This window comes from Klebsiella sp. RHBSTW-00484 (assembly GCF_013705725.1).
In the GTDB taxonomy this organism is placed as follows: domain Bacteria; phylum Pseudomonadota; class Gammaproteobacteria; order Enterobacterales; family Enterobacteriaceae; genus Klebsiella.
Genome location: NZ_CP055481.1, coordinates 1,903,676 through 1,917,176, shown reverse-complemented (window position 1 = coordinate 1,917,176; position 13,501 = coordinate 1,903,676). Strand labels below are relative to the sequence as shown.

Annotated in this window: 13 protein-coding genes and 1 pseudogene; 5 read left to right on the top strand and 9 right to left on the bottom strand. The window is 52.5% G+C overall.

Translation table 11 applies throughout. The features are described from left to right. Nucleotides 1–3: 3 nt before the first annotated feature. Nucleotides 4–570: a DNA-binding protein gene (locus HV213_RS09225; RefSeq protein WP_181485460.1), complete on the top strand. Its 567-nt coding sequence runs from the start codon at nucleotides 4–6 to the stop codon at nucleotides 568–570. 68 nt (nucleotides 571–638) lie between these two features. Continuing rightward, on the top strand, nucleotides 639–1,136 hold the full coding sequence (locus HV213_RS09220) for a GNAT family N-acetyltransferase (RefSeq protein ID WP_181486370.1): 498 nt from the start codon (nucleotides 639–641) through the stop codon (nucleotides 1,134–1,136). 41 nt (nucleotides 1,137–1,177) lie between these two features. Here the strand turns inward: HV213_RS09220 and hisP are convergent, their stop codons facing one another. The 5 genes from hisP to argT all read right to left on the bottom strand — a co-directional run bounded on the left by hisP (nucleotide 1,178) and on the right by argT (nucleotide 5,248). Next, the gene (gene hisP, locus HV213_RS09215) at nucleotides 1,178–1,951 is read right to left on the bottom strand and encodes a histidine ABC transporter ATP-binding protein HisP (protein WP_004852881.1); all 774 of its coding nucleotides are present in this window, start codon (nucleotides 1,949–1,951) and stop codon (nucleotides 1,178–1,180) included. A gap of 7 nt (nucleotides 1,952–1,958) precedes the next feature. Beyond that, nucleotides 1,959–2,675, bottom strand: coding sequence for a histidine ABC transporter permease HisM (gene hisM / locus HV213_RS09210; RefSeq protein ID WP_112212967.1), 717 nt, complete (start codon nucleotides 2,673–2,675; stop codon nucleotides 1,959–1,961). Next, a complete protein-coding gene (locus HV213_RS09205) occupies nucleotides 2,672–3,358 on the bottom strand; it encodes a histidine ABC transporter permease HisQ (RefSeq protein ID WP_181485459.1) in 687 nt (228 codons plus the stop codon). Before HV213_RS09205 ends, hisM begins: the two co-directional genes overlap by 4 nt. A gap of 66 nt (nucleotides 3,359–3,424) precedes the next feature. Further along, a complete protein-coding gene (gene hisJ / locus HV213_RS09200; protein WP_181485458.1) occupies nucleotides 3,425–4,207 on the bottom strand; it encodes a histidine ABC transporter substrate-binding protein HisJ in 783 nt (260 codons plus the stop codon). 258 nt (nucleotides 4,208–4,465) lie between these two features. Continuing rightward, on the bottom strand, nucleotides 4,466–5,248 hold the full coding sequence (gene argT, locus HV213_RS09195) for a lysine/arginine/ornithine ABC transporter substrate-binding protein ArgT (protein WP_110272253.1): 783 nt from the start codon (nucleotides 5,246–5,248) through the stop codon (nucleotides 4,466–4,468). Nucleotides 5,249–5,347: 99 nt separating this feature from the next. Here argT and HV213_RS33230 point away from each other — a divergent pair. After that, nucleotides 5,348–5,440 (top strand): annotated as a pseudogene (locus tag HV213_RS33230) (hypothetical protein). 112 nt (nucleotides 5,441–5,552) lie between these two features. Here the strand turns inward: HV213_RS33230 and HV213_RS09190 are convergent. Both HV213_RS09190 and HV213_RS09185 read right to left on the bottom strand, forming a co-directional pair. Further along, the gene (locus HV213_RS09190; RefSeq protein WP_181485457.1) at nucleotides 5,553–6,122 is read right to left on the bottom strand and encodes a UbiX family flavin prenyltransferase; all 570 of its coding nucleotides are present in this window, start codon (nucleotides 6,120–6,122) and stop codon (nucleotides 5,553–5,555) included. 41 nt (nucleotides 6,123–6,163) lie between these two features. Next, nucleotides 6,164–7,159, bottom strand: a complete 996-nt coding sequence (locus HV213_RS09185) for a LacI family DNA-binding transcriptional regulator (protein ID WP_181485456.1) — start codon at nucleotides 7,157–7,159, stop codon at nucleotides 6,164–6,166. Nucleotides 7,160–7,913: 754 nt separating this feature from the next. Between HV213_RS09185 and HV213_RS09180 the strand changes: the two genes are divergently transcribed. Together HV213_RS09180 and HV213_RS09175 are read left to right on the top strand one after the other, a co-directional pair. Continuing rightward, on the top strand, nucleotides 7,914–9,317 hold the full coding sequence (locus HV213_RS09180; RefSeq protein ID WP_181485455.1) for an MFS transporter: 1,404 nt from the start codon (nucleotides 7,914–7,916) through the stop codon (nucleotides 9,315–9,317). A gap of 7 nt (nucleotides 9,318–9,324) precedes the next feature. Then, a complete protein-coding gene (locus tag HV213_RS09175; RefSeq protein WP_181485454.1) occupies nucleotides 9,325–11,292 on the top strand; it encodes a glycoside hydrolase family 127 protein in 1,968 nt (655 codons plus the stop codon). 50 nt (nucleotides 11,293–11,342) lie between these two features. Here HV213_RS09175 and purF read toward each other — a convergent pair whose 3' ends face one another. Beyond that, nucleotides 11,343–12,860 (bottom strand): amidophosphoribosyltransferase, encoded by a 1,518-nt coding sequence (gene purF / locus HV213_RS09170; protein WP_110272251.1) that lies wholly within the window; start codon nucleotides 12,858–12,860, stop codon nucleotides 11,343–11,345. 33 nt (nucleotides 12,861–12,893) lie between these two features. Next, nucleotides 12,894–13,382, bottom strand: a complete 489-nt coding sequence (cvpA, locus tag HV213_RS09165) for a colicin V production protein (RefSeq protein WP_110272250.1) — start codon at nucleotides 13,380–13,382, stop codon at nucleotides 12,894–12,896. Nucleotides 13,383–13,501: the final 119 nt, after the last annotated feature.

Here is a 13,501-nt window from a genome sequence, read left to right as displayed (position 1 = left end):
ATTATGGCGCTGTATAATTTTACCCTCACGCTTTCTGGCGTTACCGTGCATACCGTGGGTCTGGAAGATTCGCTGCATGCGGCGGGCTGCGCTGATGCCCTGGTCTGCTTTTACGGTACCGCAGTCTATCTGGATTTCGATCGCGAAAGCGACTCTCTTGAACAGGCTATCCTGTCAGCCATTGCAGATATCGAATCCGCGCCCTCCCTCAACGCCCGGGTTGAATCCGTTGATTCCGCCCTGGTAGGTTTAAGCGATATTGCCGAACTCACCGGCCTGACACGACAGGCAATCGCCCTGCTGAAAGATGGCGCGAGAGGTTCAGGTCAGTTTCCTGGTCCGGTGCAGCGCGTTAAGGGCAATTCCCCTTTGTGGCGCTGGAAAACCATTGTTGGTTGGCTGGTAACGGAAAACAGAATCCCCGAAGACTCGCCGCTGGTTGCCCACGCTGAGGTTCTGGATAACCTGAATCTGGCACTCCAATTGCGAGCTACGCGGGAGAGCGAAACCGTCCTTCACTACCTTCAAGGGCTTGAAAAACACCGGGTTGATTCGTTAAACATCGGATAACACCGTCATATAATTCAGTTCGTTGTGGTGTTAAGGTGAACAGACTCTCCACCGCTATGGCCTGTTTTATGATAACGCTCACCACTCCGCGCTTACTTCTTTCTCCATTTAACTCATCCGACTGGCCTTTTTTTCTGCGTCTGCGGCAAGATCCGGAAGTGATGCGTTTTATGGGTGAGATCCTTGAAGAACCGGCGCTACGTACGCTGTTTGAGGCTCGCTGCGCAGATACTGGCGTCTTCGTGCTGCGCGATGCCAGCGGCACGGCGATGGGTGATATCGGCCTGCGTATCAGCAGTAAAAATCCGCATGAAGCAGACGTGGGTTATGCCCTCCTCCCCGAAGCGCAGGGAAAGGGGTACGCCCGCGAAGCGCTACAAGCCATTTGCGATTACGGGTTTAACCAGCTCGGCGTTCAGGCGATTAATGCGTGGGTGTTGGGCACTAACGCGGGGTCTTCCCGCCTGCTGGAAAATCAGGGGTTTATCCGCATTCAGGTTCTCGAAAAAGTCTACCACCTGAACGGAGTGGATTACGATGACTGGATATATCGGCTGGAGCGTTAGTCATCCCGGCGGAAAATATCCCGCCGGAACAAAACGAAAAACTACTTCAAGGAACCTTTCAGGAACTGCTGCAGGCGCTGGCTTTTCGGATTACCGAAGACTTCGTCAGGGTGCCCTTCTTCTTCAATTTTACCCTGATGGAGGAAGATCACGTGCGAGGAAACATGGCGGGCAAAGCCCATCTCATGCGTCACCACAACCATGGTTTTACCCTCTTCCGCCAGTTGCTGCATGATACGCAGCACTTCGCCCACCAGCTCCGGGTCAAGCGCCGACGTTGGTTCATCAAATAGCAACACATCAGGCTCCATTGCCAACGCGCGGGCGATGGATACACGCTGCTGCTGACCACCGGATAGGTGGACCGGGTATTTAATCTGCTGGCGCTCATCAATACCCACTTTCGCCAGGTATTTCACTGCCCGATCGCGCGCTTCCTGTTTGCTCAGCCCCAGAACCTGAATCGGCGCTTCCATGACGTTTTCCAGTACCGTCATATGGCTCCACAGGTTGAAGTGCTGAAACACCATGGTCAGGCGAGTACGCAACAGGCGGAGTTGGTTTTTATCAGAGACCTTGAGCTGGCCGTCTTTATCACGAACCAAGCCAATATTCTGCCCGTTAACAACAATCGTGCCTTCACTGGGCTTTTCAAGGAAGTTAATGCAGCGCAAAAAGGTACTTTTGCCGGAACCTGATGAACCGATGATGCTGATAACGTCTCCGGCTTTCGCCCGCAGCGAGACGCCTTTCAGCACCTCGTGTTCGCCGTAACGTTTATGGAGATCGATAACGTTTAATTTATTGTCGGACATGGCGTTCTCAGTGCGTTGAAGAAGGTTTGATATGCTGCAGCCAGCGCTTTTCCGCCCTGCGGAACAAGCTAATCAGCACATACGAGATAATGAGATACAGTACTGCGGCAATGCCAAAAGCAGTAAACGGCTGGTAGGTCGCCGAGTTAATATCACGGGCGATTTTCAGCAGGTCCGGCACCGTCGCGGTAAAAGCCAGCGCGGTGGAGTGCAACATCAAAATCACTTCGTTGCTGTAAGCAGGCAGAGCAATACGCAGCGCGGAAGGCAAAATAATGCAGCGATACATTTTGACCGATGAAAAACCGTACGCTCGCGCCGCTTCAATCTCCCCGGCAGGAACCGAACGAATCGCTCCGGCGAAAATCTCCGTGGTATAGGCGCAAGTATTCAGCGTCAGCGCCAGCACCGTACAGTTCAGGCCGCTACGGAAGAAGGCGTTTAGCAGTTCGGTACCTTTGACAACTTCCAGCGTATACATCCCGGAATAGAACACCAGCAGTTGGACGTACAGCGGCGTACCGCGAAAAATGTAGGTAAACAGCCAGATGGGGAACTGAATATATTTATTGCTTGAGACGCGACCAATGGCGAGGAAAACCGCCAGAATGCCACCCATCACCACTGACGAAATCAGCAACCAGAGCGTAATCGCCACCCCGGTAAAGCGGTAGCCGTCAGTCCACAGCAGGGATTTCCAGTACTCCTGAATAATTTCAATCACAGGTCAGCCCTCTTCACGCCTACAGAATAACGGCGTTCGAGCATCAGCAGCACACCATTGGAAACCGTTGTAAATACGAGATAAATCAGGCCGCAGACGATGGCAAAGTAAAAGGGTTCCCAGGTGCTTTTGCCTGCCAACTGGGTTGCCTTGACCACATCCTCCAACCCCAGTAGCGAGACCAGTGCTGTCGCTTTGAGTATCACCTGCCAGTTGTTGCCTATTCCTGGCAGCGCATAGCGCATCATCGCCGGGAACAGGATCCGGCGAAAAGTCTGCCCGCCGCTGAATCCGAAAGCGGTGGCCGCTTCGATATGCCCTTTCGGTACGGCCAGAAAAGCGCCGCGAAAAGTTTCGGTGAAATAGGCACCATAGATAAAGCCCAGCGTGATAATCCCCGCCACCATTGGGTCGATATCAAACTGCGCCAGACCGAGTGCATCGGTCACGCTATTGAGCGCTATCTGCAGTCCATAGAAAATCAGCAGCATAAGCACCAGATCGGGCACACCGCGGATTAAAGTGGTATAGCCTTCAAAAATCAGCGCCAGCGGACGATTGCTGGAAAGCTTGGCTCCGGCTCCGACCAGACCGATAAGCACCGCCAGAACAACGGAGCTTAATGCCAGCTCGAGGGTGACCAGCGCGCCCTGAAAAATAACCTGTGAAAACCCGTACAGCATGCTGTCTGCCCTGTCTGTCATCAACCATCGCGCGCCAAATTACGCGCGATGGGGTACGCGAAATGGTTAATCGCCGTACACGTTAAAATCAAAATATTTCTTCGCCAGCTTGTCGTAGGTGCCGTCTTTGCGCATCTCGGCAAAGGCTTTATTCAGCGCTTCACGCAGTTCGTTATCATCTTTACGCAGCCCCATACCGGTGCCGACGCCAAACAGCTTCTCGTCTTTAATCGACGGACCGCCAAACTGATAATCTTTGCCAATAGGCTGTTTGAGGAAACCTTCGCTAGCGGCAACTTCATCCTGGAACGCGGCATCAATACGTCCAGCAGTCAGGTCAGAATAGATATTGTCCTGGCCCTGATAGGAGACAATTTCAATTCCTTTCGGCGCCCAGTGTTCATTGCCGTAGGTTTCTTGCGTAGTTCCTTGCAGAACACCGACGCGTTTGCCTTTCAGCTTCGCGAGGTCAGGCGTAACATCGCTACCTTTTTTCACCACCAGGCGAGAATCGGCAGCATAGAGTTTGTCGGTGAAAGCGATTTCCTGCTGACGTTTTTCGGTGATCGAAAGCGAGGACATAATGGCATCAATCTTCTTCGCTTTTAAAGATGGGATCAGCGCGTCCAACGGGTTCTCAATGAAGGTACATTGCGTATTGATGCGCTTACACAGCTCTTTTGCCAGATCGATATCAAAACCAATCAATTCACCCTGTGCATTCTTCGATTCAAACGGGGCATAAGTAGGGTCGGTACCGATACGGACTTTTTGCGGAATTGCTGCGAACGCCGTGGAAACGCTGGAAAGGGCCAGCGCTAAGGAAAGAGACAACGCCAGTTTTTTCATAACTATCCTCAACAGACTGTCATTCTAACGGGTTTATTAGAAATACTTACGGCAGTTATCGTGCCATTATTCGCCCCGGTAAGGCAAAACATTCTGCGCCGGAAAGCAAATTTTTTCGCATCAGAAACGCTTAACTATGCACTTTCTATCGCAAAGCGAGTCCTTTATTGCACCAGATTGATCCACTAAAAGCGTGATTGCACCAATAATGGGCAGCAATAGATACGAGTGGCCCGGGATTCCGGGCCAGCGGGCGTATTAGTCGCCGTACACGTTAAAATCGAAGTATTTTTTCGCCATCTTATCGTAGGTGCCATCTTTACGAACTTCAGCCAGCGCTTTATCAAAAGCGGCTTTCAGCTCGCTATCGTCCTTACGCAGGCCGATACCGGTACCATCACCAAAGAATTTTTTGTCTTTAACGGAAGGGCCAGCAAAAGCAAAATCTTTACCAGCAGGTTGTTTGAGGAAGCCTTCGCTGGCGGCCACTTCATCCTGTAATGCGGCGTCCAGACGGCCTGCTGCGAGGTCGGAGTAAATCAAATCCTGGTTCTGATAAGCAACAACATCTACGCCATGGCTGCGCCAGCGCTCATTACCGTAGCCTTCCTGAGTGGAGCCCTGTAATACGCCGACATGCTTGCCTTTGAGAGATTCCAGCGTTGGTTGAATCGGTGACCCCTTAGCGGCGATCAAACGGGAATCCGCCGCGTAGAGCTTGTCAGAGAAGGCTATCTCCTGCTGACGCTTTTCGGTAATCGACAAAGAAGAGATAATTGCGTCGATCTTCTTCGCCTTCAGCGAAGGGATCAGAGCGTCGAAATCGCTGCCTACCCAGGTACATTTCACGTTGATACGTGAACAAAGCTCATTGCCCAAATCGATGTCAAAGCCGACGAAATCCCCTTTCGCATCCTTCGATGAGAAAGGCGCGTAGGTGGCATCAGTGCCAATACGAATACTTTGCGGCAGCGCGGCGAATGCGCTGGAAGCGCTGCAAATTCCCATCATTAAAGAGAGAGCCAGGACCGTCTTCTTCATAGGTTACCCTTAAGTGTCGTGATGTTGTTATGCGATGCGTTGTCTTGTTATTGGTACTGCCAACAACTCTTGCTCGTTTTATAGTGCACGTTTTATGCCATTTTCTCAGTGCGTGCTGGAAATGGCGTTAAATTTGTTAAATAAAAGTTGCAGGATTGTCTTAAAAGCGAAGATACCAGCAATAACGGATAAACCGCAGTGCCGGAGCGCAAAAAAACAAATTAAATGTTGAGGATTTGATCGAGGCGACAAAATTGCACTGCAGGAGCGCAATTGTGAATAAAGCGCACTATGTTAGTGCGCCCTACGCGCCCTGCCAGCGGGTAAAGAGGTCTTCAGGAAGAGAGATATCGAACTGATCGATAACGCGATTGACCGTCTGGTTAATCACATCATCGAGGGTTTGCGGACGATGATAGAACGCCGGCACCGGCGGCATAATCACCGCGCCCATTTCCGCCGCCTGCACCAGCAAACGCAGATGGCCCAAGTGGAACGGCGTTTCCCGCACGCACAGCACCAGAGGGCGCCGCTCTTTGAGCGCCACGTCCGCGGCTCTGGTCAACAGACCATCGGTATAGCTATGAACAATGCCGGAAAGGGTTTTCATTGAGCACGGCAGAATCACCATCCCGGCGGTTTTAAAAGAGCCGGAAGAGATGCTGGCGGCGATATCACGGGCATCGTGAACCACGTCAGCTAACGCCTGCACCTCGCGCAAAGAGAAGTCCGTCTCCAGCGCCAGGGTCTGGCGCGCGGCCTGACTCAAAATCAGGTGCGTTTCTACATCGGGAACATCACGTAAAATCTGGAGCAGCCGCACGCCGTAAATTGCGCCACTGGCGCCAGAAATACCAATAATCAGTCGTTTCACGATATTTGCCCCTTCCGCTGAATGGCGCAGACTTTGCCGGATTATAGCTCCGGACGCAACCGCAACGAACTTTCGCGAACCACCAGCCGCACCGGCAACAACAGGTTTCTCTCACCTTCATCGCTCAGCAAAAGACGGAACGCATCGCGCCCAAGCTCGCGCTTATCAATGGCTACCGTGGTTAATGGCGGATATGCCCAGGCCGCGGCGTCGATATCGTCAAAACCGACAATTGCCACCTCTTCCGGTACCTTAATCCCCTTACGTGCGCAGACCCGCATGGCCACCAGCGCCGCCATATCGTTATAAGCAAAGATAGCATCTGGCGGCTGCGGCAACGCCAGCAGGCTCTCCATCCCCTCCACCAGCGCCTGCTCAATCTCCTTAACCGGCGGTACCTCGACCTTATAATCAGCAGGCAGCGAAATTCCGGCGTCAAACAGCGCTTGCTGATAGCCTTCAACACGCTGGCGAATACTGTAATGGCGCTGCGAATGACCAAGAAAAGCAATACGTTTTCTTCCCTGCTCAAGCAGGTGGCGGGTGGCGACAAAACCACCATGATAGTTATCCGGATTCACGCAAGGAAAATCTGCCGCCCACAGATCCACAAGGGCAACGGGTAACGCGGTTTTACGCAGTTCAGCTAACACCTCAGCTTCCAGATAACCCGCACAAATCAGTGCATCAGGCTGGTGCAGATTAATCAGCTCGCTTACCGAGTCTCCAGGGCCAATGGGCTGGAAGCTCATGGCAATTTCGTTTTCTCGACAGGCATCAGCGACGCCGAGCATCACGGTCGAATAGAACGGCAGCGCGCTGGCGATATTGTGTTCCCGGTGCAGCAGAAAAAGCAGGCGCTTGATACGCCCGCTGCGCAAGCGGCTAAAATCATAACCTTCTGCTTCCGCTATCGACAAAATCCGCTGACGCGTCTCTTCACTGAGCCCCGGTTGCCCCTTCAACGCCCTGGACACCGCGGCAATAGACACGCCGCAGGCGGTCGCAATATCTTTAATTCTGGTTTTCTTTGCCATTCCGTTCGTTTTCACCTGTCATGCGGGATTTATGCTGATTGTCCTTTTATACCCTAAATAATTCGAGTTGCAGGAAGGCGGCGACGCAGTGAATCCCCGGGAACTTACTGAAGTAAGTGACTGGGGTGAGCGAGGACAAACTGGCGTAGCCAGTTTGAACAGCGCTTGCGCTGCCCCCGAAGGGGCGAGGCCAAAGGCCGAGTAAAGCCAATGCACATGCAACTTGAAGTATGACGGGTATAGCGCCTGCTCTCCAGTTCAGCCTCGTCGTGTACGTACTTTGCCATCACCATCAACGCCCTTGTATCTCATCGGGCGAATGTATGAAGCATGCCGCTAAGGATATCACGCAGCGGATGACGATTAACAATCTGAATATTTTTATTTTTACTAAACAAAAACTCAGGTTTGTCATCCCACCTCACAAGTCATCAGGCTGAAATCGCTCTGCCTGATTATGCGTATCTCAGCGCTAAAAATAAGGTTGAACCTTCTTACCGGGCGGCATCATTTCAGGATGTCTCACAGACAAACCACATACTTTGCACTCTTTAAAATGTGATAAAGATCAACATTAAAAATTTATTTCTAGTAAAAATAAAGATCGCAATCACAAGACAAAACGTCAGGAATGTACGCATAACCATGTTCAGATCTATGCTCGCCATCGTTTTACATTTACTAAAAATAACCAGAGATACGTCGTAATAACTTGTTGAATCATCACCATTGCTAAGGCAAATAAGGATTGGTTATGGCTACTGCCGATAATCTGGATACCGATGTGCAGATAGTTGATGCGGGAGAAACGCTCTCAACCCGCGAAAAAATAGGCTATGGTCTGGGAGATGCTGGTGGACACTGCATCTCGGATTTGATCAGCGGCTTTCTGCTTTTTTTCTACACCGATGTGTTTGGCCTGAGTCCCGCCATCGTCGGTGCGATGTTTTTCTCCCTGAGAATTTTCGATGCGATTTCCGACCCAATAATGGGGGTGATCGCTGACAGGACCCGCAGCCGCTGGGGACGCTTTCGTCCATGGCAACTGTGGACTGCCGTTCCGCTCGCGGTTATCGGGATCCTGACATTTACCGTGCCGGACATGAGCCCGAACATGAAAATCGCCTGGGCCTTCGGTACCTACTTCCTGCTCTCCATTGGCTACACCGCCAACAATGTCCCTTACTGCGCGCTGATTAACGCCGTCACCAACCGTCACGATCAGGTGATGTCCTGCCAGTCATGGCGCTTTGTCTTAAGCGGTATCGCCGGCTTCCTGGTCTCTGTCGGACTGCCGTGGATGGTTGAATTCTTCGGCCAGGGTAATCTGGCTAAAGGCTACCAGTATGGCGTGACCGTGCTGTGTACAGTTGGCGCGGTGATGTTTTTACTGTGTTTTTTCTGGGTCAAAGAACGCGTCCCGCTGTCGCTGGTCGGCCAGTTTACGATCCGCCAGCACCTCGCCGGGCTGCGTAAAAACGATCAACTACTGATTATGCTGGTGATGTCGTTCCTGCTGGTGAATATCTTGTGTATCCGCGGCGGCGGCTATATGTACTTCATCTCTTACGTCCTGCAGGGCAGCGCCGGGTTTATGTCCCTGTTTTTCGGCGTCCTGACCGTCTCCGGAATTGCGGGCGCGATGATTGTGAATCCCCTCTCTCGCCGTTTCGATATGGTGCGTTTGTACTATTACACCAACCTGGCGTTGGTGGTCTTCGGCATCACAATGTGGTTCCTGCCAACCGGGCCACAATACCGTATGCTGTGGCTGGGCTGTATTGCGCTGAATAGCGTGGTTCTGGGCTTCACCCTGCCGCTGCACTTCTCGATCATGGCGTTTGCCGATGATTACGGCGAATGGAAAAATGGCGTGCGCTCTTCAGGGATGAACTTCGCCTTCAACCTCTTTTTTATCAAACTCTCATGGGCCTCATCCGGCGGAATAATCAGCATTCTGCTGATTATGGTGGCCTACCAGCCGGGACTGGAAAACCAGACCGCCGCTTCTATTCAGGGCATCACCCTGCTGCAAAGCGTTGTACCGGCAATCTTCCATCTGGTGCTGGCCTTATGCCTGCTTAAGTGTCGTCTGAACGGCCCAATGATGAACCGCATTTCCACCGATCTTCACCAAAGACATTCCCAAATTTCCTGAGGTAAACATGAAGCAGTCCGATGTAATTGAAGCCGACCTGAACCGAATTACCGTTACCGACCCTTTCCTGGGGGAGTACCAGCGTCTGATTCGCGATGTCGTCATTCCTTATCAGTGGGAAGCGCTCAATGACAACATTCCCGATGCAGAACCAAGCCACGCGTTGGCCAACTACCGCATCGCCGCAGGATTAGAGGATGGTCAGTTTTACGGTATGGTTTTTCAGGATAGCGATGTCACCAAATGGCTGGAAGCTGTCGCCTGGTCATTGAGCCAGAAGCCTGACGCAACCCTTGAACAAACCGCTGATGAAGTGATCGAGCTTCTGGCGAAAGCCCAGTGTGCAGACGGCTATCTGAATACCTGGTACACCGTTAAAGAACCGGGGCAGCGCTGGACTAACCTCGCGGAATGCCACGAACTTTACTGTGCGGGACACCTGTTTGAAGCGGCTGTCGCTTTTTACAATGCTACGGGGAAGCGCCGTCTCCTGGAAATCTCCTGTCGTTTCGCCGACCATATCAATGAAGTATTCGGTCCCAACGAAGGCCAACTGCACGGCTATCCCGGACACCCGGAAATCGAGCTGGCGCTGATGCGCCTTTACGAAGTCACCCGGGAACCCCGGTATCAGGCGCTGGCCTGTTACTTCGTCGAAGAACGCGGTAAGCAGCCTTACTATTACGACATTGAGTTTGAAAAACGCGGCGGCACCCGGCACTGGATCGGCTGGGGCGACGCCTGGCCGGGGATGATAAAAGACAAAACGTACACTCATGCACACAAACCGCTTTCCGAACAGAGCGAAGCGGTCGGCCACGCAGTCCGTTCCGTCTATCTGATGACCGGCCTGGCGCATATCGCCCGTATGACAAATGACGAAGAGAAACGCCAGACCTGTCTGCGAATCTGGAACAATACGGTCCAGCGGCGGATGTATATTACCGGTGGCATCGGCTCGCAGGGAATCGGCGAAGCCTTTACCAGCGACTACGATCTGCCTAACGATACCGCTTACGGCGAAAGCTGCGCCTCTATCGGTCTGATGATGTTCGCCCGCCGGATGCTGGAAATGGAAGGCGATGCGCATTACGCCGATGTCATGGAGCGCGCTTTCTACAACACAGTACTCGGCGGAATGTCGCTGGACGGTAAGCACTTCTTTTACGTTAACCCGCTGGAAACGCATCCGAAGAGCATCCCGCATAACCATATATACGACCATATTAAGCCAGTTCGCCAACGCTGGTTCGGTTGCGCCTGCTGCCCGCCGAACATCGCACGCACGCTGGTGGCTATTGGTCACTATCTTTTCACGCCGCGCCAGGATGCGCTGTTTATCAATTTCTATGCCGGAAACGAAGCACAATTCACCATTAACGGTCGGCCGCTGGCGCTAAAAATCAGCGGTAACTATCCGTGGGATGAAGAGGTCAACATCACCTTCACCCATTCACAGCCCGTCGCCCACACTCTGGCGCTGCGCCTGCCGGAGTGGTGTGAAGCCCCGCAGGTACTGGTCAATGGCGAAACCGCGCAAGGAGAACGGCTCAAAGGCTATCTGCATATCACTCGCCAGTGGCAACAGGGCGACGTCATTACCCTGCATCTGCCGATGACTATCCGTCGCGTCTATGCAAATCCGCTGGTGCGCCATAACGCGGGCAGAGTGGCGATTCAACGCGGGCCGCTGGTGTATTGTCTGGAAGAGGCGGATAACGGCACAGAGCTGCATAATCTCTCGCTCCCGCGCGGCAGTCAGTTTCATGAGATGGCAGGAACTGGCGTTTTGAAAGGAAAAGTGTTGATTACGGCGGAGGGTTTGCGCATGCAGACAGCGTCAGAGGACACACCGCTGTACAGCTTCGACAGCCCACAGGCGAACGTTGAAAAGCAAACTTTGACGTTTATTCCGTGGTTTAGCTGGGCCAACCGTGGCGAAGGCGAAATGCGGATTTGGGTCGACGAGGCTTAAAAACAAAAAGCCCGCGATCTCACGATCGCGGGCTTTTCCAGGCGAAGAGATTACCCTTCGTTATGCATCTCTAAATTTTCCACTTCGTTTTGCAGCTGAACCGCTTTCGCATCGTCGTTACGCAGGGAATCGAGATAATCCAGATACTGCTGATCGACGTCTTTGGTAACGTAGATACCGTTGAAAACCGAGCATTCGAACTGCTGAATATCCGGGTTCTCCGCACGGACTGCGTCAATCAGATCGTCCAGATCCTGGAAAATCAAACCGTCTGCACCGATGATCTGACGAATCTCGTCAACTTCACGCCCGTGAGCAATCAGCTCAGTCGCGGTTGGCATATCAATGCCATACACGTTCGGGAAGCGAATTTCCGGCGCCGCTGACGCCAGATACACTTTCTTCGCCCCGGCTTCGCGCGCCATCTCGATAATCTGTTCCGAAGTAGTGCCACGAACGATGGAGTCGTCGACCAGCAGCACGTTCTTATCGCGGAACTCTGCGCGGTTGGCGTTGAGTTTACGACGCACGGACTTACGACGCAGCTGCTGGCCCGGCATGATAAAGGTGCGACCAACATAGCGGTTTTTCACAAAGCCCTGGCGATACGGCTTGTCGAGGATACGGGCAATTTCCAGCGCGATATCGCAGGAGGTTTCCGGAATCGGAATCACTACATCAATATCAAGATCTTCCCACTCGCGGGCAATTTTCGCCCCCAGCTTAGTCCCCATATTCACACGGGCGCTGTAGACGGAAATTTTGTCGATGAATGAATCCGGACGCGCGAAGTAAACGTATTCGAACAGGCACGGATTGCTGACCGGGTTCTCAGCGCACTGGCGAGTGAACAACTGGCCTTTTTCGGTGATATACACCGCTTCGCCAGGTGCAACGTCACGTAAGAACTCAAAGCCCAGAGTATCCAGAGCAACGCTTTCCGAGGCCACCATATATTCAGTGCGGCCATCGCCGATATCACGCTTACCCAGCACCAGCGGACGGATGCCGTTCGGGTCGCGGAAGGCGACCATACCGTGGCCGATAATCATCGCCACGCAGGCGTAAGCGCCGCGAATCTGGCGGTTAGTGGCGGCAATCGCCGCAAAAACGTTATCTGCTTCCAGCGGATAATGGCGGAAATTATCCAGCTCGCTGGCAAAAATGTTGAGCAGGATTTCGGAGTCGGAGGTGGTGTTGATGTGGCGGCGTTTTTCTTCAAACAGCTTTTGACGTAGCTCGTGAGCGTTAGTCAGATTGCCGTTGTGCGCCAACGTAATGCCATATGGAGAGTTGACGTAGAAAGGCTGAGCCTCGGAGGCGCTGGAGCTGCCAGCCGTCGGGTAACGAACGTGACCGATCCCCATATTGCCTTGCATACGCTGCATATGGCGAGCTTCAAACACATCGCTCACCAGCCCGTTCGCTTTACGCAAACGGAAACAGTTGTTCGCATCGATGGTGATGATGCCTGCGGCATCCTGGCCACGATGCTGAAGCACCGTTAACGCGTCATAAATCGACTGGTTTACCGGCATAACACCGGCGATACCGACAATACCGCACATACGTCTTTTCCTCGTTAAGCTACATCCCAACGCTTATGCTTTGGGCAAGAAACTTGACGAGCTCTGCAGATAGTCAAAGAACCATCTGATAACGAAACTGAACTGTGGGATAAGCTCAGACTTTTGCCAGTCGTCGCTTTTCGCCATACTGGTAAAACTATCGAGAAAAAACAGAATCGCAGAGACGATTAGCACACCGCGCAGGGCGCCAAAACAGATCCCCAACACCCTGTCGGTACCCGACAGGCCGGTTTTCTCCACCAGCTGACCTATCACAAAGTTAACGATAGCGCCGACGATAAGCGTCGCGATAAACAGTATCGCGATAGCAATCCCATTTCGGACCAGTTCGTCTTCAAAGCCCGTGAACCAGACAGCCAGGTAAGTGTAGTAATGACTGGCAACAAAGAAAGCGCATCCCCAGGTTACCAGCGATAAAGCTTCACGAACAAAGCCGCGGATCAGGCTGACCAAAGAGGAAAAACCAATCACCGCAATTATGGCGTAATCAATCCAGACCATATACGTCCCACGATTTTACGCCCTGTCGTCCGGTTCGGGGCGCATTCTAACAGAAAAAGAAAACGTTTGCGTAGGGATTTCCGTGCCCTACAGAAATAAAAATGGCGCTGAAAAAACAT

Bases quoted from the DNA above. Each gene is read 5' to 3' on its own strand.
- HV213_RS09205 (WP_181485459.1), bottom strand. From the start codon at position 3,358: ATGCTGTACGGGTTTTCACAGGTTATTTTTCAGGGCGCGCTGGTCACC.
- cvpA (WP_110272250.1), bottom strand. From the start codon at position 13,382: ATGGTCTGGATTGATTACGCCATAATTGCGGTGATTGGTTTTTCCTCT.
- HV213_RS09220 (WP_181486370.1), top strand. From the start codon at position 639: ATGATAACGCTCACCACTCCGCGCTTACTTCTTTCTCCATTTAACTCA.
- hisJ (WP_181485458.1), bottom strand. From the start codon at position 4,207: ATGAAAAAACTGGCGTTGTCTCTTTCCTTAGCGCTGGCCCTTTCCAGC.
- HV213_RS09175 (WP_181485454.1), top strand. From the start codon at position 9,325: ATGAAGCAGTCCGATGTAATTGAAGCCGACCTGAACCGAATTACCGTT.
- argT (WP_110272253.1), bottom strand. From the start codon at position 5,248: ATGAAGAAGACGGTCCTGGCTCTCTCTTTAATGATGGGAATTTGCAGC.
- HV213_RS09185 (WP_181485456.1), bottom strand. From the start codon at position 7,159: ATGGCAAAGAAAACCAGAATTAAAGATATTGCGACCGCCTGCGGCGTG.
- hisP (WP_004852881.1), bottom strand. From the start codon at position 1,951: ATGTCCGACAATAAATTAAACGTTATCGATCTCCATAAACGTTACGGC.
- HV213_RS09225 (WP_181485460.1), top strand. From the start codon at position 4: ATGGCGCTGTATAATTTTACCCTCACGCTTTCTGGCGTTACCGTGCAT.
- HV213_RS09180 (WP_181485455.1), top strand. From the start codon at position 7,914: ATGGCTACTGCCGATAATCTGGATACCGATGTGCAGATAGTTGATGCG.
- purF (WP_110272251.1), bottom strand. From the start codon at position 12,860: ATGTGCGGTATTGTCGGTATCGCCGGTGTTATGCCGGTAAACCAGTCG.